This window comes from Candidatus Leptovillus gracilis (genome assembly GCA_016716065.1).
GTDB classification, from domain to species: Bacteria; Chloroflexota; Anaerolineae; order Promineifilales; family Promineifilaceae; genus Leptovillus; species Leptovillus gracilis.
On record JADJXA010000005.1, the window covers coordinates 128,239 to 148,175 of the forward strand.

19 protein-coding genes are annotated in these 19,937 nt (G+C 54.1%); 15 read left to right on the top strand and 4 right to left on the bottom strand.

Annotated elements, in window-relative coordinates; all coding sequences use genetic code 11:
- The first annotated feature begins 191 nt into the window (after positions 1 to 191).
- The 7 genes from IPM39_15270 (at position 192) to pyrB (ending at position 7,956) form a co-directional block, all read left to right on the top strand.
- A complete protein-coding gene (locus tag IPM39_15270) occupies positions 192 to 1,736 on the top strand; it encodes a 2,3-bisphosphoglycerate-independent phosphoglycerate mutase (protein ID MBK8987413.1) in 1,545 nt (514 codons plus the stop codon).
- Positions 1,737 to 2,131: 395 nt separating this feature from the next.
- Positions 2,132 to 3,115 (top strand): ATP-binding cassette domain-containing protein, encoded by a 984-nt coding sequence (locus IPM39_15275; protein MBK8987414.1) that lies wholly within the window; start codon positions 2,132 to 2,134, stop codon positions 3,113 to 3,115.
- A 22-nt stretch (positions 3,116 to 3,137) separates the two neighbouring features.
- Positions 3,138 to 3,947, top strand: a complete 810-nt coding sequence (locus IPM39_15280) for an ABC-2 family transporter protein (protein MBK8987415.1) — start codon at positions 3,138 to 3,140, stop codon at positions 3,945 to 3,947.
- Positions 3,948 to 4,033: 86 nt separating this feature from the next.
- Complete coding sequence (locus IPM39_15285; GenBank protein MBK8987416.1) at positions 4,034 to 4,831, top strand: ABC-2 family transporter protein; 798 nt, start codon at positions 4,034 to 4,036, stop codon at positions 4,829 to 4,831.
- Between the two features lie 133 nt (positions 4,832 to 4,964).
- Entirely contained in the window at positions 4,965 to 5,612 is a 648-nt protein-coding gene (locus IPM39_15290) for a zinc ribbon domain-containing protein (GenBank protein MBK8987417.1), read from the top strand.
- 557 nt (positions 5,613 to 6,169) lie between these two features.
- Positions 6,170 to 6,898 (top strand): GntR family transcriptional regulator, encoded by a 729-nt coding sequence (locus IPM39_15295; GenBank protein ID MBK8987418.1) that lies wholly within the window; start codon positions 6,170 to 6,172, stop codon positions 6,896 to 6,898.
- Positions 6,899 to 7,002: 104 nt separating this feature from the next.
- On the top strand, positions 7,003 to 7,956 hold the full coding sequence (gene pyrB, locus IPM39_15300; GenBank protein ID MBK8987419.1) for an aspartate carbamoyltransferase: 954 nt from the start codon (positions 7,003 to 7,005) through the stop codon (positions 7,954 to 7,956).
- 65 nt (positions 7,957 to 8,021) lie between these two features.
- On the opposite strand, the gene IPM39_15305 is transcribed toward pyrB, so the two are convergent.
- Positions 8,022 to 8,636, bottom strand: coding sequence for a Uma2 family endonuclease (locus IPM39_15305; protein ID MBK8987420.1), 615 nt, complete (start codon positions 8,634 to 8,636; stop codon positions 8,022 to 8,024).
- 188 nt (positions 8,637 to 8,824) lie between these two features.
- On the opposite strand from IPM39_15305, the gene IPM39_15310 reads away from it, so the two are divergent.
- The 7 genes from IPM39_15310 (at position 8,825) to IPM39_15340 (ending at position 14,825) form a co-directional block, all read left to right on the top strand.
- Positions 8,825 to 9,805: an ornithine carbamoyltransferase gene (locus IPM39_15310; GenBank protein ID MBK8987421.1), complete on the top strand. Its 981-nt coding sequence runs from the start codon at positions 8,825 to 8,827 to the stop codon at positions 9,803 to 9,805.
- Between the two features lie 38 nt (positions 9,806 to 9,843).
- Entirely contained in the window at positions 9,844 to 10,206 is a 363-nt protein-coding gene (locus IPM39_15315; protein MBK8987422.1) for a four helix bundle protein, read from the top strand.
- A 48-nt stretch (positions 10,207 to 10,254) separates the two neighbouring features.
- On the top strand, positions 10,255 to 11,208 hold the full coding sequence (arcC, locus tag IPM39_15320; GenBank protein MBK8987423.1) for a carbamate kinase: 954 nt from the start codon (positions 10,255 to 10,257) through the stop codon (positions 11,206 to 11,208).
- Between the two features lie 81 nt (positions 11,209 to 11,289).
- Positions 11,290 to 12,546 carry a threonine synthase gene (locus tag IPM39_15325; protein MBK8987424.1) on the top strand — a complete coding sequence of 419 codons (1,257 nt, stop codon included), beginning with the start codon at positions 11,290 to 11,292 and terminating at the stop codon, positions 12,544 to 12,546.
- Between the two features lie 63 nt (positions 12,547 to 12,609).
- Positions 12,610 to 12,894, top strand: coding sequence for a type II toxin-antitoxin system RelB/DinJ family antitoxin (locus tag IPM39_15330; GenBank protein ID MBK8987425.1), 285 nt, complete (start codon positions 12,610 to 12,612; stop codon positions 12,892 to 12,894).
- A complete protein-coding gene (locus IPM39_15335) occupies positions 12,891 to 13,316 on the top strand; it encodes a PIN domain-containing protein (GenBank protein MBK8987426.1) in 426 nt (141 codons plus the stop codon). Before IPM39_15330 ends, IPM39_15335 begins: the two co-directional genes overlap by 4 nt.
- Before the next feature lie 18 nt (positions 13,317 to 13,334).
- Positions 13,335 to 14,825: a pyridoxal-phosphate dependent enzyme gene (locus tag IPM39_15340; GenBank protein ID MBK8987427.1), complete on the top strand. Its 1,491-nt coding sequence runs from the start codon at positions 13,335 to 13,337 to the stop codon at positions 14,823 to 14,825.
- Between the two features lie 122 nt (positions 14,826 to 14,947).
- On the opposite strand, the gene IPM39_15345 is transcribed toward IPM39_15340, so the two are convergent.
- The 3 genes from IPM39_15345 to IPM39_15355 form a co-directional block, all read right to left on the bottom strand.
- On the bottom strand, positions 14,948 to 15,388 hold the full coding sequence (locus tag IPM39_15345; GenBank protein ID MBK8987428.1) for a carboxypeptidase regulatory-like domain-containing protein: 441 nt from the start codon (positions 15,386 to 15,388) through the stop codon (positions 14,948 to 14,950).
- A 123-nt stretch (positions 15,389 to 15,511) separates the two neighbouring features.
- On the bottom strand, positions 15,512 to 16,240 hold the full coding sequence (locus tag IPM39_15350; protein ID MBK8987429.1) for a DUF1080 domain-containing protein: 729 nt from the start codon (positions 16,238 to 16,240) through the stop codon (positions 15,512 to 15,514).
- A gap of 97 nt (positions 16,241 to 16,337) precedes the next feature.
- Complete coding sequence (locus tag IPM39_15355) at positions 16,338 to 17,561, bottom strand: response regulator (GenBank protein MBK8987430.1); 1,224 nt, start codon at positions 17,559 to 17,561, stop codon at positions 16,338 to 16,340.
- Positions 17,562 to 19,423: 1,862 nt separating this feature from the next.
- Here IPM39_15355 and IPM39_15360 point away from each other — a divergent pair.
- Positions 19,424 to 19,918 (top strand): Hpt domain-containing protein, encoded by a 495-nt coding sequence (locus tag IPM39_15360; protein ID MBK8987431.1) that lies wholly within the window; start codon positions 19,424 to 19,426, stop codon positions 19,916 to 19,918.
- Positions 19,919 to 19,937: the final 19 nt, after the last annotated feature.

Here is a 19,937-nt window from a genome sequence, read left to right on the forward strand (position 1 = left end):
AGGAGCACAGAAGGCGATGGGTTTTTAGCCCATCGTCTTTTTTTGTTTCAGACGGCCGTCTCATCTGCTACAATCAGGTGAAGTTTGAATTGTGAATTGTGAATGGTGAAGTATGAAGTCCAGAGACCCTCTTCCACTTCACCATTCACAATTCACCACTCATAATTCACAGTTCAGGAGCTAGACATCTCATGAAAAAACAATACAAACCCGTCGCCCTCATCATCATGGATGGTTGGGGTATTCGGGAAAATGCGCATGGTAATGCGGTGGTGTTGGGCAACACACCCAACTATGACCGCTGGAACCGGACGTTGGAGCGCTCGGTGTTAGACGCTTCCGGCGAGGCGGTAGGGCTGCCAGAAGGGCAGATGGGCAATTCCGAGGTCGGTCATCTGAACCTGGGAGCCGGGCGTATCGTTTACCAGGACCTGACGCGCATCAATCTGGCCATCCGCGATGGCTCGTTTAACAACCTGCCGGCGCTGGTGGCCGGGATTGACAAGGTAAAGACCGGCGGCAAGCTGCACGTCATCGGGCTGTTTGGGCCGGGCGGCGTCCACAGCTTTAGCGAACACATGTTTGCCATTCTGGACATGGCGAACGCGCACGGCGTGGAGCCGATTTTGCACATCATCACCGACGGCCGTGATACACCGCCGCACAGCAGTACAGATTTCCTCAAGCCGCTGGAGGCGTACCAGCAAACCAAACAGGTGCGCGTAGCTTCGGTGAGCGGCCGTTATTACACCATGGACCGCGACAAACGCTGGCCGCGCATTGAGATGGGCTATAAAGCGATTGCCAAACATGAGGGGCATGAAGGACGCACGGCCGTTTCCGCCCGCGCCGCCATCGAACAAGCCCACGCCGAGGGAACCACCGACGAATTTATCCTGCCCGTGGCCATCAACAGCGACCGCGACGTGACCATCCAGCCCGGCGATGTCGTTGTCTTCTACAATTTTCGCGCCGACCGGATGCGCCAGATCGTCACCACCTTCGCCTTTGCCGATTTCGACGGCTTCGCCCGCAACTACATCCCCGATCTGACGCTGATCACCATGACCAACTACGATTCCCATTACCCGGTGCAGGTCCTGTTCCCGGAAGTGGAACTGGTTAATGTGTTGGCCGAAGTGGTCAGCAAGGCGGGTCTGAAGCAGTTCCATGCCGCCGAAACCGAAAAGTATGCCCACGTCACCTACTTCTTCAACGGCGGCGCGGAAACCCCCTTCGCCAACGAAGAGCGTCATCTGGAGCCTTCGCCCAAAGTGCCCACCTACGATTTGCAGCCGGAGATGAGCGCCTACCTGCTCACCGAGGCCATCCTGAAGCGCATCGCCACCCACGACGACGATTTTATCCTGGTCAACTTTGCCAACCCGGACATGGTGGGGCACACGGGGGTGTTGGCAGCGGCCATCAAAGCTGTGGAAACAGTGGACGAATGCGTTCACAAACTGACTGAAGCGATTGTGTCCAAGGGGGGCGTGGCTCTGGTAACGGCCGATCACGGCAACTGCGACCGCATGATTGACGAGTTCACCGGCAACCCGCACACCTTCCACACCACCCAGCCGGTGGCCTTCTTCGTCATCGGCTACGATGGCTACATCAACCTGAAACCACGCGGCAAACTGGCCGATGTGGCCCCCACGGTGCTGGAACTGATGGGCCTGGATCAACCGGCCGAGATGACCGGAGTGAGTTTGCTGGAATACACGGGTAAGTAAAGAGGATTGGGCCAATCAATCTTGGAGTCGGTTTAGCCGTAGACAGTCCCAAAGTCCTGGAGACTTTGGGACTGTCAGGCGAAAATTCTGTCTTGACAACGGCCGTTCCCCCATGCTAGACTGCCCTCACTATGTTTGCCAAACACGCTTCCTTTGTTACCGCCTTAGTTGTTATGACCGGTTACACCCCTCAGATTTGGGGTTGTGATACGGCCGCTGCCGCGTGTTTGGAAAAACAGGGAACAGGATGTAGGTTCGGGCGATAACAGCCCTCCGAGGAGAAGGAGTTTTTTCAAAGGCGCGGTGCTACCCACCGCGCCTTTTTTGTTGTAATAGCGGAATGGAGATTGGAGATTCTCGCAATCTCTAATCTCCCTTAAGCAAGTAGGTGTACTATGAGTGACATTGTTGTAAGTGTATCCGGTCTGGCGAAGACGTTTAAAGTGAAGCAGAAAGCGCCGGGGCTGCGGGGCAGCGTACAGGCGTTGTGGCGGGCGGAGGAGAAGGAGATAACGGCCGTGTCCGACATCACCTTTTCGCTGCCCAAAGGGGAAATGCTGGCCTTCATCGGCCCCAACGGCGCGGGCAAATCTACCACCATCAAGATGCTCACCGGTATCTTGTTCCCGTCTGGTGGCGAGGCGTCGGTTTTGGGTTATACGCCCTGGAAAGAGCGCCGCCAGTTGGCCTACCACATCGGCTCCGTCTTTGGGCAGAAGCCGCAGCTTTGGTATCACCTGCCGGCCGAAGACACCTTCCGCCTGTTCGCCCGCATCTATGAATTGGACATGAAGCAGTTCCAGCAGCGGCGCGATTTTCTGGTGGAATCGTTCCAGATCGCCGATCTGCTGCAAACGCCGGTGCGCAAACTCAGCCTGGGGCAGCGCATGAAGTGTGAGATCGCCGCCTCGCTGCTGCACCGGCCGCGCATCATCTTCCTCGACGAGCCGACGATTGGGTTGGACGTGGTGGCGAAACAGCAAATCCGCGACGCCGTCCGCTACCTGAACGAGCAGGAAGGCACGACCATCTTCCTGACCAGCCACGACGCCGGCGACATCGAGAGCCTGTGCAAGCGGGTCGTCATCATCAATCATGGCGGCATCATCTACGACAACAGCACATCGGCGCTCAAGCGCCAATACCTGCGCCGCAAAATCCTCAGCGTGCGCTTCGCCGAACCGCTGACCGCCCCTTTCAGCCTACCCTGTGTGAGGACGCTGAAGCAGGGGACGCATGGGGTGAAATTGGAGTTCGACGGCCGTGAAATCCCCGTCGAAACCGTCGTCCAGCAAGTGATGGCAACCCAATCCGTCCAAGACATCACCATCACCGACCCACCGCTGGAGGAGATTATTCGGGAAATCTATAAACAGTGAACACGGAATACGGAATACGAAAATGAGCCAACTACGCTTAACCACCACCAAATACGCGGCCATCACGCTGACGAACTTGCAGAACCAACTGGCTTACGTCTGGGAGGCGTTGAACCGGGCAGTATTTATTGTGCTGATTATGTTTGTCTTTGTGCAGTTGTGGACGGCCGTTTACGAATCTCAGGGCGTCACCGAAATCGCCGGACTCAGCCTGTCGGCGACCATCTGGTACTTGCTCATTGCCGAGACGCTGGAACTGGGCAAAATGCGCCACGACGAACGCATCAGCGAGGAGGTGAAGGATGGTTCAGTGGCCTACACGCTGACACGGCCGTACAACTACCTGGCCTATCATTTTTTTAATGGGCTGGGGGAAACGGCCGTCAAAATGTTCTTCATCTTTCTCCTCGGCCTGCCACTGGTGGTCTACTACGCTGGCTGGCCCACTCTCAGCCCGGCCCACGCCCTACCGGTGCTGCTGGTGGGCGTTCTGGCCGTCTTGCTAGACTTTTTCGCCTTCAGCATGATCGGCCTGCTGGCCTTCGTCACCGAAGACACCGCCTCCTTCCGGCTGATTTACCAGAAGCTCGTCTTTATTCTGGGTGGGTTGATGCTGCCGCTGGACTTTTTGCCGGACTGGTTGCAGCCCATTGCCCGCGTGCTGCCCTTCAACCTGACCACCTACGCCCCGGCCAAACTCTTTGTGGCCTTCACCTGGGCGCAGTTCTGGCAAATCATCGCGCTGCAAATCATCTGGCTGAGCATCTTCGGCCTGGCCCTCTGGCGGCAGTACCGCTGGGCAATCCGGCAGTTGGTGGTCAATGGCGGTTAAAATAGTGGATAGTGGATAGTTGTTAGTTGTTAGTTGACAGCGACCTCCCAACTAACAACTATCCACTCCCAACCAACAACTAAAACATGAACCAAGTAAAAGCAGAACTTACCTTCTTGCGCGCCCTGGCGGGCGTGAATCTGGCCTCGGCGATGGAATACCGGGCCAGCTTTATCTCGCAAATCATCGGGATGCTCATCAACAACGGCATCTACTTTGTCTTCTGGATCATCTTCTTCAACCAGTTTGGCACGGTGCGCGGCTACAACGTAGACGAGATATTTTTGTTGTTCGCCATCGCCACGCTGGGGTATGGGTTGGGCTTTATGTTCGCCGGGAATACGCGGCAGTATCTAGCCTACCTCATCGCTCAGGGGCGGCTGGATTATTACCTGGTCTTTCCACGCAACCTGCTGCTGCACGTCATCTTTTCGCGGATGACGGTCTCAACGGTGGGCGATGTGGTGTTTGGGTTGATTGCCTACAGTTTTACCGGCCGTTTTACGCTGGTGGAGATAGGGTTGTTTTTAATCACGGCCGTTCTCTCAGCCATCATCTTCGTCGGTTATTCGGTGATCAGCGGGTCGCTGGCCTTTTACATGGGCGCGGCCCAATACGCCAGCCAACAAATGACCAACGCCATGCTCACCTTTGCGCTCTATCCCAACGGCCTATTCAGCGGCGCGGCGCGGGTAATGCTCTACACCATCATCCCGGCAGCCTTTGTGGCCGCCGTGCCGGTGGACATCGTGCGCTTTCAAGACGGCCGTCTCCTGCTGCTGCTCATTGGTACAGCCGTTATCATCTGGCTCATCGCCATCGCTATGTTCTACTACGGCCTGCGCCGCTACGAGTCCGGCAGCGCCATCAACGTCAACCTCTAAAAGCAGCGGATGACGGATCACGGATGATTCGTCAACCGTCACCCCCCTTTTAATGCGCCGCAGAACGCATATAATTGAAGCAGGTCTTATTGACAAACAGCAAGACACATTCATCTGGTGGGAGACAAAAACCATGAGCCAAAAAATTGAATTTACCCGCAACTATTCAGACCTCAGCACCAATCAAGGCTTCCAATTTGAGTTTTACTGCGACCGGTGCGGGACCGGCTACCGCACCCGTTTCCGCGCTTCGGCGTTGGGCACAGTCAGCAGCGCCCTGGACGCGGCCAATGGCTTATTTGGCGGCATTTTTGGCCGGGCGGCCGATTTGGGCGAGCGTGCGCGCACAGCCGCCTGGGAAAAGGCCCACGACGAGGCGTTCACGGAAGCAATGGAGCAGTTGAAGCCCGATTTTATCCAATGTCCGCGCTGCTCCGGCTGGGTGTGCCGTAAAAGCTGTTGGAACAACAGCAAAGGTTTGTGCAAACAATGCGCCCCCGACCTGGGCGTGGAAATGGCCGCCGCACAGGCCAGCCGCACAGTCGAAGAGGTATGGGCGCATTCACAAATGGCCGAGGAAGACCGGGCGATGCTGAAAGAGGAAAGCTGGCGCAAAGGAGTGCGCGCCACCTGCCCCAGCTGCAACGCCCCATTGGAAGGCAACCTAAAGTTTTGCCCGGAATGTGGCGCCAAGATTCAGGCCCAGGCGCATTGCACGGAATGCGGCGCAAAGCTGAACCCTGGCGCGAAGTTTTGCGGCGAGTGTGGGGCGAAGGCTTGAGAAAGCCAGTAAACCCCTCTCCCCAGCCCTCTCCTGGCGGGAGAGGGCTGGGGAGGGGCACGGCAATCTTTTCAGATTGGACCAGTCTTGGAGATTGGTCCAATCTGGGCCTTATGATTTCTAGCAGGTTGTCGGAAAAGTAGAAATGGATACACGGATGACACGGATTTAACGGGTTTACACCGATTTTCTGGTGATTTATCCGTAAAAATCCGTCGAATCCGTTCAATCCGTGTACCTATCCTGAGTTCTCCGACAGGCGGCTAGATGAGTACATAGTTATAAGGGAGTGTTTCAGACAGGCGTTTATCGGGCGAGATGGCGCGGAGAAGATGCCATCCGCTGCGGCGAACACCAACCCACATCATCCTGCCCTGCACAAGCCATCACTGAATGAAACACGCCCTGGCAGTCTGTCATGAGTTTGCTCGCCACGGGCATGACAAATGTCATGTCTTGGGTTTCTGGGAGTAAAATTGCCCGGAAAAAGGTTGACAACCATTTGGTATTAGCAGTAAAATTCGTCATACAACCATACGATATGATGATAGTACCAAATGCTAAAGCGCACCCCTTCCCTCACTGAATTGGCCCGGTCCCACATCAAACAGATGATACTGGATGATGTGTTTGTAGACGGCCGTATCCCCTCCGAAACCGACCTGGCCGCCGACCTCAAAGTCAGCCGCACCACCATCCGCGATGCGCTGAGCCGCCTGGAGAATGAAGGCGTCATTTACCGCAAGCAGGGCGCGGGAACCTTCATCAATGAAGCGGGCTTGCAGATCAAATCGCGGCTGGACGAGGTCTGGTCTTATGAGGCGATGTTGGCGGCGCATGGCTACCTCCCTTCTACGCGCATTTTGGAAGTTTCCACCCGGCCAGCCGACGCAGACATTGCCGCCGAGTTGAATCTGGCTGAAGGGGAGGAACTGCTGGTGGTACGCAAGCTGTTTCTGGCCGACAATCAGCCGGTGATTCTGGCTTACAATTACATCCCCACGCGCTACATCGAAAAGCCCTATACAGATGAAGGTTTTGTGACGCCGGTTTATGAATTTATGTGGGAAAACGGCCGTCAACACTTCAGCTACTATCTCTCCGAGATTGTGCCGCTGGTGGCCTCCGACGATTTGGCCCATGTGCTGCACATGCAGCCCCACACCCCCCTCATTTCGCTGCACGAAATCGGCTACAACGACGACAACGCCCCTATTCTGAAATCAACATCCTACTTTCGGGATGATTTACTCCGCTTTCGCCTCATCCGGCGACCGGCGGTGTAAGCTGATTTGCTCTGGCTGCCACAGCGCAGCCGGACTTTCCCAGGATTATTAACACTGAACATGGGGCGGAACGGCCGTCCCGAATTTCAAAAAGGAGAAAGATCATGAGAAGTTTTGCAGGTCGGGACATTTTGTCCCTCAAAGATTTTGAACGTAACGAGTTTTTCCGCGTCTTCGAGATAGCCGAACAGTTAGAACCCATCGCCCGTAACCGGCGCAACAGCGATTTGCTGAAGCACAAGACCCTGGTGACGGCCTTCTACCAGCCTTCCACCCGCACCCGCCTGGCCCATGAAGCAGCGATGCTCCGCCTGGGCGGCAGCGTCACCGGCTTCTCCGACGCCAAAATGACCCGCGCCGGCGATTTCTACCAGGAGACCATCAAAGACACCGTCAAGATGCTGGAGTTCTACGGCGACGTCATCGTCATGCGCCATTTCCAGCAAGGCGCGCCACACGAAGCGGCCAAATGGGCCAGTGTGCCGATCATCAATGGTGGCGATGGCTGGGGCGAACATCCCACCCAAATCCTCACTGACCTCTACACCATCTACCGCGAAAAAGGGCGCATTGATGGTTTGAAGTGGCTGGCTGTCGGCGACATGCGGATGCGCACCATGCACTCCCTGGCCTATGGGCTGTCCCAATTCGACTGCCCCATCACCTTCGTCTCCCCGCCCGACATGTCCCTGACCGACGAATTCAAGGCCGACCTGGCAAACTACAGCTTGGATTACAAAGAAGCGGACCACGTGGAACAGGCCATCGCCGATGCCGACGTCATCCTGGTGGAGCCGGTGGTGCAGCCCGACTACACCAAATCCCGCGACGAGCGCACAGGCGAAGTGGGTTGGACCCCCTCCAATTACAAGATCACCCGTGAACTGCTCAGCACCAAGGCCAAATCGGATGCCATCCTGCTGCACTCGCTGCCGCGCATGGACGAAATTCCGGCCGACGTGGACATCACCCGCTGGTCGCGTTACTGGCAAGAAGCGTTCAACGGCGTTGTCATGCGTATGGCGTTGTTGGCGCTAGTCTTGGGCGTGACGGAGTAAGAAAGGTAAGTTGGTTGGGTTGGTGAAAGAACAAACCAACCAACCAACCATCCAACTAACCAACTTTATGGTAATAGATTGCGCACAGACAACCGTGCAATTTCTGTGCCCTTGATGACGACAGGGATTTCATCGGCTTCATGATAAGTGACGAGTTGGTGATACGTGGGGTTTAACGTTGGCCCGGAGGGCTGAGCATAAACTTCAATCTGCCGCTCGGTCAGATTAACAATCCAATAGACAGGAATGCCAGCGCGGGCGTAAATGCGCTTTTTCCAGGTTTGGTCCTGGTAGAGCGTGGAATCGGCCACTTCAACGACGAGAGCGACGTTTTCCGGGGCAGGGTGTCTGGCGACAAAATCTCGTTTTGTGCCAGCAACAATCATGACATCGGGTTCGGGCTCGCTGTCGGTGGTTGTGATGGGTTGTTGTGATTTGGCAAAGTAGGCGGGAGGGAGAACGGCCGTTAACTCATCGCGAATCTGGTCAGTAGTAAAGCTGTGTGGTGGATTGACCGTCATCTTTTCAACCATGAACCCTTCTAAAAGCTCCAGGCGGTCATCTTCGGTCAGCATCCCGGCGGCAATCATCTCATGGTAACGCGCCACGCTGATACGCCAGAGTTGCGGCCCACCATTCACTATTTTTGTTTCAGGCGTTGGCATAAGTAATGTGGTCATAGGCTATTTCCGTAAGTAAGCAGGTGGGTTTGTTGGTTGGCTGATTTGTTAGTTGGCTAACAACCAACAAACTAACAAACCAATACCATCACATTTCTGGCAAATTATAACATAACTTTGTAGCGCGATTTAGAAAATCGCGCCGGGGACGATTTGGAAAATCGTCCTACAAATTAAGGAGAAGCATCATGCAAACAGGATTAAGAGGACGGGATTTAATTGGTGACCTCGATTTCTCGAAAGAAGAGGTCGAAACTGTATTGGACGTGGCCTGGGACCTGAAGATGAAACGGGCGCTGGGCCAACCGCACGCGCTGCTGCGCGACAAAGTGTTGGCGATGCTCTTCTTCTTCTCCAGCACGCGCACCCGCGGCAGCTTTGAAGCCGGTATGGCGCAGTTGGGCGGCCATGCCGCTTTCATCGAAAGCCGCACCACCCAGATTTCCCACGGTGACACCGAAACAGAAATGGGCGAGATTTTCGGCCGTTACTTCGATGGCATTGCCATCCGCCACGTGACCTATGGCACAGGCAACCGCTACCTGAATCTGGTCGCCCAGGCTTCCCGCGTGCCGGTGCTAAACATGCAGTGCGAAATCTACCACCCGCACCAATGCCTGGCCGACCTGATGACCATCATGGAAAAGAAAGGGCGTAACCTGCGCAAGAAGAAAATGGTTGTCTCTTGGGCGTATGCTTCTTCTTATCTCAAGCCGATGTCCGTGCCACAGTCGCTCATCTTGCAGATGCCGCGTTTTGGCATGGACGTGGTGCTGGCCCATCCGCCGGAATTTGAATTGATGCCCGACATTATGGATCAGGCGCGGGAAATGGCGCGCAAATACAACACTGGTTTTGAAGTGGTCCACGACATGCAAGAAGCCTGCGAAGATGCGGACGTCATCTATGCCAAATCCTGGGGGCCGCTGCTGACCACCCAAGACCCGGACGAAGGCAAGCGCATTCAGGACAAATATCAGGACTGGATTGCCAACGATGCGCTGATGGCTCGTGGTAAGGATGACGTCATCTACATGCACCCCCTGCCAGCCGACCGTGACATCGAAGTGACGAGCGCTGTGTTAGACGGCCGTCACTCCGTCGTCTTTGATGAAGCTGAAAACCGCCTGCACGCCCAAAAGGCCGTCATGGCGCTGACGATGAGCTAGAGCGAGAGCGAGAGCTAGAGTAAGAGGTTGCTAGAGAGATGAGTTTTAAGTTTGAGTCTTTGGAGGTTTGGAAGCGGAGTATTGATTTTGCGGATGCTATGTTTTCTTTGGCGGATGAGATACCTCAAAAGTATCAATTTTCGTTAGGCGAGCAGTTACGCCGTGCGGCCTTGAGCATTCCAACTAACATCGCTGAGGGTAGCGGACGAGATAGCATGAAGGAAAAGCAATACTTTTTTCGCATTGCCAAAGGTTCAGTTTATGAAGTTGTCAGTTTGATGGTGATGATTGGCAAAAGAGGCTTTCTTGACAGAGACTTATATCGTAAACACTACCAGGAAGCCAACGAAATCTCTGCCATCCTGACCACCTTATCCAAATCCCATAACTTCACTGACTAGATCATTCTAGCTCTAGCTCTTGCTCTCGCTTCTTAAGGAGATCCCACTATGAGCAATAAACTGGCTGTGGTTGCTGTCGGCGGCAACTCGTTAATCACCGACAAACATCATCCCGACGTGCCGCATCAATGGGATGCGGTGCGCGAAACGTGCCGTCACCTGGCGGACATGATTGAAGATGGCTGGACGCTGGTCGTCACGCATGGCAATGGGCCGCAGGTGGGCTACATCCTGCGGCGTAATGAACTGGCGGCCCACGAAGTCCACATGACGCCCCTGGACGTGATTGGCGCCGACACGCAGGGTTCGATTGGTTATATGTTGCAGCAGGCGCTGCGCAATGAGCTGAACAGCCGGGGCATTCACAAACCGGTGGTGTCGGTGGTGACGCAGGTATTGGTAGACCGTGACGATTCTGGTTTCAAGAATCCAACCAAGCCGATTGGGGGGTTTCTGAGCGAAGAGAATGCACGCAAATTTGAAGCGGACGGCTGGCAGGTGGTGGAAGACGCCGGCCGGGGCTGGCGGCGCGTGGTGGCTTCACCCATTCCCCTGGAAGTGGTAGAGCAAGACGCCATTCAGACGTTGACCAATGCTGGGAATATCGTCATTGCCGTGGGCGGCGGCGGCATTCCGGTGGTGCAGAACAAGAAGGGCGAACTACGCGAACTGAGCGGCGTGTTTGCGGTGATTGACAAAGACCGGGCGACGGCACTCCTGGCGCAAGAGATTGGCGCGGATTTGTTGTTGATTAGCACGGCCGTTGAAAAAGTAGCCATCAATTTCGGCAAACCCAACCAGCAATGGCTGGACCGCATGACCCTGGCCGAAGCCAAACAATACCTGGCCGAAGGTACGCATTTTGCCTCAGGCAGCATGGCTCCCAAGATTGAAGCGGTCGTCAGCTTCCTGGAAAATGGCGGCAAACAAGCCCTCATCACCGACCCGGCCAACATCGCCCGCGCCCTGCGCGGCGAGACGGGGACGTTTATAGAACCGTAAAACGTAATCCGTAATCCGTAATCCGTAAACGGATTACGGATTACGGAACACGGATTACGGAACACAAAACACGGACGAAAAATGGACCACATCAAACACCTCAAGTGCCTCATCTGTGGTAAAGAGTATGCCCCGGATGAGGTGGAGTATGTCTGCCCGGATCATGGCAACGAAGGCATCCTGGATGTGCGCTACGATTATGAATTAATCGGTTCGCGCATCAGCCGGGAATCGTTGGCCGCGAACCCGGACACGACTGTCTGGCGTTACAAGCCGCTGCTGCCGGTGGAGCCGGACGCGGCCGTGCCGCCGCTGACGATTGGCGGCACGCCCCTGTACAAAGCCGACCGGCTGGCGGCCGAGTTGGGTTTAAAGCACGTTTGGGTGAAGGATGACGGCCGTCTCCCCACTGCCTCCTTCAAAGACCGGGCCAGTGTGATGGCCGTCGTCAAAGCGCAAGAGAAAGGCGCAGCGATTATCACCACCGCCAGCACCGGCAACGCCGCCGCCGCCCTCAGCGGCATTTGCGCCAGCGTGAAGCAGCCCAACGTCATCTTCGTGCCGGAGAAAGCGCCCCAGGCCAAAATTGCCCAACTGCTGGTTTTTGGCTCCACGGTGATGCTGGTGAAAGGCACCTATGACGACGCCTTTGAGCTCTGCCTGCAAGCGGCGGCCGAGTATGGCTGGTACAACCGCAACACGGCCTTTAACCCGTACATGACTGAAGGGAAGAAAACGGCCGTGTACGAAATCTGCGAACAACTCCACTGGCACGCCCCCGACGCCATCTTCGTCAGCGTCGGCGATGGCTGCATCATCGGCGGGCTGCACAAAGGGCTGAAAGATTTGCTGGCCCTGGGCTGGATTGACCACATGCCGCGCATCTACGGCGTGCAGGCCGAAGGCAGCGCCTTCCTGTACGAAGCGTGGCGCGACGGCGAAGACGTGCTGAGCAAAGCGCCTGTCTCCGGCGTCACCGTGGCCGACAGCATCAGCGCGGGGCTGCCCCGCGACCGTATCAAGGCGTTGGCGGCCGTTACCGAAACCAACGGCGCCTACATCTGCGTCAGCGACGACGAGATTCTGGCCTCCATCCCGGCCCTGGCCCGCGCCACCGGCGTCTTTGCCGAGCCGGCCGGCGCAGCCGCCCACACCGGGTTGGTGAAAGCCGTCGAACTGGGTCTTGTCTCTGCCGACGACCGTATTGTGGTATTGAACACCGGCAGCGGTCTGAAAGACGTGGCCGGAGCTATGAAATCTGTCGAGATGGTGGGTACGACAGCCAATCGTGTTGAGCCAAACCTGGACAGCCTGAAGCAAGTTATGGCGACATTGTAGTTCACTTTGTTCTCGATTTGTTATACAATGTGCATACATTTGTGACACAAAGGAGAATGAGAGATGGCGAAAACGGCCGTAATCACGACCCGTATCGAGCCGGAATTAAAAGCAGAAGTTGAAACTGTCCTGGACGAGTTAGGGTTGACTATTTCGCAAGCGATTTTGCTTTACTTCAAGCAAATCGCCTTGCAGCAAGGAATCCCCTTTCAGTTACAGCTTCCGCCAACAGCGTCGGATTCTGCTACATTGTTAGACCTGGCAGGCATCATTCAATCGGGTTATCAAGGCGCTTCGGCAAACGTAAAACATATCGTGGCTGAGTCTGTTTCCCAGAAGTATGAATGATGTCAGACCAAAGAGCGCTGCTGGATACCGGTTTTTTGTATGCTGTGTTTGATGCGGATGATCAGCATCATGCCCAGGCGGTAAAAATGGTGGCTGACTGGCGTGGTGAGATGTTGCTGCCAACGGCCGTTCTCGTCGAACTGGCCTACCTGCTGCAATCCCGCTTGGGACACCCGACCATGCGCCACATCATGCTGCGCCTCATGCAGCAATCCTTGTACATGGTCTCCATCACGCCACCTGATTTGCTGCGAATTAACAACCTGCTGACACAGTATGCTGACGCGGAACTAGACTTTGTAGACGCAACCATTGTCACCCTGGCCGAACGTTACCAGGTGAAACACATCTTAACCGTTGACCGGCGAGATTTTCCCATCATCCGTCCACATCATTGCGACTATTTTGAAATCCTACCCTAAAAATTGTAAGGAAAAACCATGAGCGACTTAATAGATTTAACCATTCACGACGAAGCCAAACTGGAACGGGCCATCGAACGCGCCCGCGAGCAAAACATTATCATCCCCACCTTCAAGCAGATGATCAACCCCGACCTCATCCCCGACGCCATCAAAGCGCGGCTGGAATCAGTGGGCCTGTGGGATTTGAACCCTGTCAACCTCTTCCGCATCAACTGGCACAACGAACCGGCCGAAAGCGGCGGCAAGTATGGTGGCGTCAACTACCTGGTCCTGCCCAAAGAACTGACTGGTATTGACGCCAAAATTGTGGTGCTGCTGGGCAAATGGTTCCCCACCGGCGCGCACAAAGTCGGCGCGGCTTTCGGCTGTCTGGTCCCCCGCCTGGTCACCGGCCAATTCGACCCGACTACGCAAAAAGCGGTCTGGCCCTCTACCGGCAACTACTGCCGCGGCGGGGCCTACGACTCCAACCTGTTGGCCTGCGAATCCATCGCCATTCTGCCGGAAGGCATGAGCAAAGAACGCTTTGACTGGTTGGCTGCGGTAGCCGGCGAAACCATCAAGACGCCTGGTTCGGAAAGCAACGTCAAGGAAATCTTCGATAAATGTTGGGAACTGCGCCGCTCAGGGCAAGACCTGGTCATCTTCAACCAGTTTGAGGAGTTCGGCAATTACCTGTGGCACTACGAAGTGACCGGCCGCGCCATGATGGAAGTATTGGGCGAGGTGATGGGCGAGGGCGACCGCTTCCGCGCCACCGTCTCCAACACCGGTTCCGGCGGCACCATCGCCTGCGGCGACTACATGAAAGAGCAGTTCCCGCACAGCAAAATCGTCGCCAGCGAGGCGCTGCAATGCCCCACCCTGCTAAACAACGGCTTTGGCGCGCACCGCATCGAAGGCATCGGCGACAAACACGTTCCCTGGATTCATAACGTCAAGAACACCGACATCGTCACCGCCATTGACGACAATGGCCCGATAGGCCTGATTCGCCTGTTCAACGAGCCGGTCGGCCAGGAGTTTCTGGTGAACCTGGGCGTGGATCCCGATCTGGTCGCCCGTCTGCCAGAGTTGGGTATTTCCAGCGTCGCCAATGTGCTGGCAGCCATCAAGACGGCCAAATACTACGAAATGGACGCCAATGACGTCATTGTTACAGTTGCTACGGATTCGATGGAGATGTATGCCAGCCGTCTGGTGGAATTAACCGAGGAACAAGGGGCGTTTACTGATCTGGCGGCCTCTGGTGTGTTCCATCAATACCTGATGGGCGAATCAACCGACAATATGCAGGAATTGACCTATGTGGACCGCAAGCGGGTGCATAATCTGAAGTATTTCACCTGGGTGGAGCAGCAGGGCAAAACCTACGAGGAAATTTTGGCCCAGTGGCACGATCCGGATTATTGGACTGGTATTCACGGCCATGTGGATGAGTTGGATGCGTTGATTGATGCGTTTAATGAGCGGGTTGGCTTGTTAGCCGAGTTGTTGGCGGGGTAACGGCCGTTACCCCTACCTTTTCCTTTGCCCTGAACTGAAAAAACGATGCCTTCACCATTTGGCGAAGGCATCGTTTTAACTTTTGGTGTTGTTGACCGAACAGGCCTGTCGGTGAGCCGCGCCTAATTCCAAACGGCCGGCTTGGCCTCATAGCTTAATGTACCAATTTGCGTAACGCCTGCCGGTTGGATAGCCACCACAAAGCCCTCGCCAATACCATTATGAACAACAATAAGGTATTGATCGCCGGTTGGGATGTTCTCCAGGGTGAAGCTGCCGTCTGCCTGGGTGCTGGTCCGCGCTTCTGGCGCTGAGGCCAGTGCAATTGTCGCGTTAGGGATGGGTTGGCCTTGTGTGTCCAGGATGATACCTTGAGCCACGCCGTTGGTACCGGCAGCCAGATTAACCAGGTTGCCAGCCTTAAACGCATAAAGGTTCAGGGCCAAACCAAGAATAAAAATGAAGAGGATTCCCAAACGAATGGATAAGTGACGCCAATCTTTCCGTTCTGGCGGACGGCCGTCTGGCGTGTATTCAACTTTAGGGCTATTTACATAAGACATTATCTTTCCTCCCTGAAAAATTGCGAATTGATGAAGCGCCAGCATCTTGCTGGCGTCGCCGCCCGGAAGATGGCGACCCAATTTTCATGGGGTGGTGGGATAAACCACTGCTGAAGTGTCCTGTTAAGGCACAGTGATCTGGACGTTGTCGAAGCAGACTTCGCCACCCCAGATGCGTAACCCGACACGGCCGTCTTCAAAAAAAGGCTCAGGGTCTACGGCGCTGTCAACGGCCGTAGCCACTGGTTGGCCGTCTATCGTCGCAGTATAGCTGTTGCCCTGCACAGAAATAACCACATGCCGCTGCTTGTCATACCATTGATAACCGGGCGGCGCCGGCTGCCATGGCCTGAAAGGCGCCATTTCCAGGCCATTTATCCATTTGCGGAAAATAAATGCCCCCGGCGTACCAAACCCTTTGTCATATTGAAATGTATATCCGTTGACATCGCTCTCGTTTGCCCGAAAATAGACGCCATAGCCGTTGCCGCTCTTCAAGGTGGCATCCATCGAAATGGTGTAATTCGAGCCATTGCTATCAATGCCATAGGCGCGATGTTCCGATCCGGGGCCACCACAAAGCTGACCATTTTCAATGCGCCAGCGTGTGCCACGATCAATTTCCCAACCATCCAATCCATCGGAAAAATCATCCCAAAAGATCACGCCATTACCAGGACACGCTTCGGTTTGCAGACCAATGCCATTGACCACCCGACAAAAGACATCTTGCAGGTCTAATCCTAGAATGCGTAAAATGCCGATAACCGACAGGGCAACCATGCCGATCAAGAGAGCAACTTCTACGGCCGTCTGCCCCCGTTCTGTGTGCGAATACGTTTGTTTTGTCATCTCTACCTCAAGTTATGTGAATTAAATGACAGCTATCCCACGATCCGCGTGGTTTGCGGCTTTGTCGTTAGCGCTTCCCGGCTAAAGCAGTGATTGACTAAAACAACCACAGAGAGGGGCGAGATTTTTCCTTTGGTTTTGCGGCCGGCTGCAACCGTTCATTCACGCGAAGCCACGCTTCGCTGGGCTGCTTGGGCGCCTGGTTTTGGTGGGCCGGCTTGCTAATGCGAAAAGCAAAGTCCTCAATCAAGGCCGAAACAGGGTCGGTCGGATTGCCAAGCAACAGAGGCGTGCCCCGGTTGATGGCATAGACAAATTGCTTTGGCGCAAAAGGAAGAACCAAAGAAATGGAGTGCTTGAGAACGTCGGTAATTTTTTTGCTGGAAAGGCCGCCATCCTCGAAGGTCCAGTTCAATACAAGTTTAATTTTTTCTTCTGCGTGCCCTAATTTCCGGTAGGTGTCCAGAGCTATAGCGGCGGCGCGAACCGAAGCAAGATCCGGTGACACAACCAGGATGATGTCATCGGCATAATCCAGCATCGTGAGCGAAGTCTCGTCGAAACGATGGGATAAATCGGCCACCATGTATTCAAACTTGGGGCGCAAGTAAGAAACGGCCAGCGCGATGTTTTCATGATCGATTCTTTCGGCATCGGCTGGATTGGACGGACCGAGGATATAGTCCAGACCACTTTCATGTTGGCCGATGATGGATTTGACGGCTTCCAGATCAAGTTCTGCGTTGCTGTAGCGGGAGAGGTCGGCCCAGGTTCTTTTGGGCGCTCTGTTGAGCATGAGGGCGACCTGACCGGCCGTAAAGACCATATCTGCAAGCAATGTGGGTTTTTGCCACAAAGTCCGAAGCGCCAGGGCCAGGTTAACAGCCAGACTGGAACAACCAACGCCACCGCGTAAGCTGTGGAGAACGATGAAGCGCGCCGGTTCGTTAATTTCCAACTGACCGGCTTTTGCCTGCTTCAGGGCATCTGCGCGGCGCAAGAGGGCGGTGAGACGGACAGCTAATTCGGCCGTTTCAAATGGCTTGGGCAGGTAATCATCTGCGCCGGCTTCGAAGGCGCCGAGTTTATCTTCCAACTCAGATTGGCTGGTGAGGACCAGAATGGGTAGATGAATAAATTCGGGATCGCGGCGCAAACGGCGGGTGAATTCAAAACCATCCATGTTGGGCATCATTTTGTCGGTAACAACGATATCGGGGTGATGGACCCGAACTTGTTGTAAGCCGTCGCTGCCGTCAACGGCCGTTACCACCTGATACCCTTCTCTGTCTAGAGCCATTTCGAGGATCTTACGAATCATCCGATCGTCGTCAACCACTAAAACTTTATAAAGTTTAGTCCGTTGCTCTGCCATAGCCTGTTTTACCTGTCATTTGGTTGAATGCTCTATTTGCCCGCTTGCTGCGACGTGGTCTGGTTTTGCCCCCAAAGTGACCCTGATAACTGCTGGCTAACTCTGGGAATAGTGGGCAAAAGTTGAAGCTTATCATCTGAGCCGAGTGATCCATGCAACATTCTGGTTAGCGCCCATGATAGAGGATTTCTAAATTGAGCCTCGATTGCCAACTTATTCAACAGGTTCCTAAAGGCCAGTATAGGCCAGGCTTGAAGGTAAGACACTCCCACAAGAGTACCAGACCACGAATAACATTTAAGACTTGTGTCCTGTCAGTACTTTGGTGACCAGCAGTTCTCAATCTGAAATTAAATGAAAGAATCAAGGGGATAACTCCAACCCATCTATCATAAAAGCAAACAAGGCATCCCAACTATCGAAAACGATATAGCGAGTTAAGGCTTTGAGATCATTGAAAAAGTCGCCGTACAACTAACGTATCTCGTAAGAGACGATAAGCCTTGTTGAGCAAGTGCTGGGCTGTATGAGTCAGAAAAGCCAGAATATTGAGCGAGAAAAGACATTAGACAAATGATTCAGCCCATGACCAAAATTGTGTTCTAGATTGTAACCTTTGGTCTTGAGGACATTGATGTTTTCATTTTCAACCTTCCAGCGTGTACGCCCCTCTTAGCTAAAGAAGTCACATTCTTGAGCGTGACCTGATGGCTGGTAATCCAAGCATTATGAAAGATCTGTTCGCCAGTGCCTTCATGGGTAATGGTTAACTCTAACCAGTTGACCAACATAGCATCCTCGCCCGCCCGTAAGGGTATCTGGTTGACAAAGCGATAGGACCAGATTTCCCATGTCGGCCATTCCAAAAGCGTTCTTGCATGGTCTCTAAACCCGCGACACCAGCCAGAGAGTCTACCCATTGATAAAGGTGGGATGGGAATCAGGTTTGCAGACAAAGATAAAGAATTGTTGATAGGTTTGGTCAATTAACTGACACAGCGGCTGGTTAGCGTACAAATCATCACCCAGAAAGGTCACACTTTGGGCCTCAACTGACCCTGATGCTGCCTTAACCAGCGCTTAACGCTCGTTCACAATCTTGCTTCTCATGTCCATCTTGAGGCACAATAAACTCTGGTGGTAGTGATAGGACATGGGGCGAATCAGGTTTGACGATGACGGGCATAATGGCACTGTGATAATAGTGGGTTGTGCCGTTGCGGTCTGGCGTGTGCTAACTTATCACAATGGATTTTTCTGAGGAATGAAAGACAACTCCATCAAGGGATCAGATAAGTGCTTTTATAATCCTGAAAGTTACAAACAACCACTTTGCTTTAATTCCCATGAATCCAAGAGAAATCTCCATGAAAGTGGTCAGGTGTCACTGGGTCTAGCAAGTTTCGTATCTGATTGTCACTGGGTATCTTGCTGACGCCAAACAAAGTTCCTGCGTTGTCTTGACCTTTACGTTGGTTCTATCCCGCTGGTGGGCTAAAATGAAGCGATTGCATAAAAAGACGCTGTAGGCTGACAACGCAGCATCGGCTACCTCGTATTTAGTGTTGTTTTGGGTTTCCGGTAGTCTGGCAACTTGCGCCAGGATTCTTGAAAATGTTCCATGATTTTATCTAGTGATAGTGCGTGGCTCATGTTTTCTCCTTTGGGCAAATGCCTGACACTATCACTTTTTGCCCTTCATGTCACTAGTTTTTCAGATTGAGAACTGCTGTTTGGTGACAGGGCAAACGGCCGTTTCCTATGTTACAATGCAACATAGAACCATTGCTTGCAATGCGAGGTGCGACATGGAAATGAGAGAAGACAGGCATAAACAAACGAGAATACGAGCAACGGCCGTTACGCCAATCGCTGCCACTCCCGGCAAACACCTGGGTCTGGCCTTCCCCCTCTCCAATTCAGACCAACTAAAACCGCTGCAGCAGTTCCCCCCCATCATTCACGACGACAACTGGCCCATCAACTACGATTTTGTCCACGCCCACCTCGGATCGCTCATGGAAGAGTTAATGCCCGAACTCATACAAACCTTCTTTGAAGATGGGCTGTTTCGCCTGGTTCAATTACAAACATCCGTAAGAAGCAGCGACTGGCAACAAATCTGGAAAACCGCCCACTCCCTCAAGGGCAGCAGCGCCACGTTAGGCATGTTGGGCCTCTCCAATTTATGCCTACGACTGGAGTCGGCCGCCAAATATCAAGACTGGGACGTTATTTATCCACTTGCCACACAGCTACACACCGAATTTATGCAAATACAACTCTCTCTAACCACCCCCTAAACCCAACAAGAAAGAGCTT

Bases quoted from the DNA above. Each gene is read 5' to 3' on its own strand.
- IPM39_15270 (MBK8987413.1), top strand. From the start codon at position 192: ATGAAAAAACAATACAAACCCGTCGCCCTCATCATCATGGATGGTTGG.
- IPM39_15275 (MBK8987414.1), top strand. From the start codon at position 2,132: ATGAGTGACATTGTTGTAAGTGTATCCGGTCTGGCGAAGACGTTTAAA.
- IPM39_15280 (MBK8987415.1), top strand. From the start codon at position 3,138: ATGAGCCAACTACGCTTAACCACCACCAAATACGCGGCCATCACGCTG.
- IPM39_15285 (MBK8987416.1), top strand. From the start codon at position 4,034: ATGAACCAAGTAAAAGCAGAACTTACCTTCTTGCGCGCCCTGGCGGGC.
- IPM39_15290 (MBK8987417.1), top strand. From the start codon at position 4,965: ATGAGCCAAAAAATTGAATTTACCCGCAACTATTCAGACCTCAGCACC.
- IPM39_15295 (MBK8987418.1), top strand. From the start codon at position 6,170: ATGCTAAAGCGCACCCCTTCCCTCACTGAATTGGCCCGGTCCCACATC.
- pyrB (MBK8987419.1), top strand. From the start codon at position 7,003: ATGAGAAGTTTTGCAGGTCGGGACATTTTGTCCCTCAAAGATTTTGAA.
- IPM39_15305 (MBK8987420.1), bottom strand. From the start codon at position 8,636: ATGACCACATTACTTATGCCAACGCCTGAAACAAAAATAGTGAATGGT.
- IPM39_15310 (MBK8987421.1), top strand. From the start codon at position 8,825: ATGCAAACAGGATTAAGAGGACGGGATTTAATTGGTGACCTCGATTTC.
- IPM39_15315 (MBK8987422.1), top strand. From the start codon at position 9,844: ATGAGTTTTAAGTTTGAGTCTTTGGAGGTTTGGAAGCGGAGTATTGAT.
- arcC (MBK8987423.1), top strand. From the start codon at position 10,255: ATGAGCAATAAACTGGCTGTGGTTGCTGTCGGCGGCAACTCGTTAATC.
- IPM39_15325 (MBK8987424.1), top strand. From the start codon at position 11,290: ATGGACCACATCAAACACCTCAAGTGCCTCATCTGTGGTAAAGAGTAT.
- IPM39_15330 (MBK8987425.1), top strand. From the start codon at position 12,610: ATGGCGAAAACGGCCGTAATCACGACCCGTATCGAGCCGGAATTAAAA.
- IPM39_15335 (MBK8987426.1), top strand. From the start codon at position 12,891: ATGATGTCAGACCAAAGAGCGCTGCTGGATACCGGTTTTTTGTATGCT.
- IPM39_15340 (MBK8987427.1), top strand. From the start codon at position 13,335: ATGAGCGACTTAATAGATTTAACCATTCACGACGAAGCCAAACTGGAA.
- IPM39_15345 (MBK8987428.1), bottom strand. From the start codon at position 15,388: ATGTCTTATGTAAATAGCCCTAAAGTTGAATACACGCCAGACGGCCGT.
- IPM39_15350 (MBK8987429.1), bottom strand. From the start codon at position 16,240: ATGACAAAACAAACGTATTCGCACACAGAACGGGGGCAGACGGCCGTA.
- IPM39_15355 (MBK8987430.1), bottom strand. From the start codon at position 17,561: ATGATTCGTAAGATCCTCGAAATGGCTCTAGACAGAGAAGGGTATCAG.
- IPM39_15360 (MBK8987431.1), top strand. From the start codon at position 19,424: ATGGAAATGAGAGAAGACAGGCATAAACAAACGAGAATACGAGCAACG.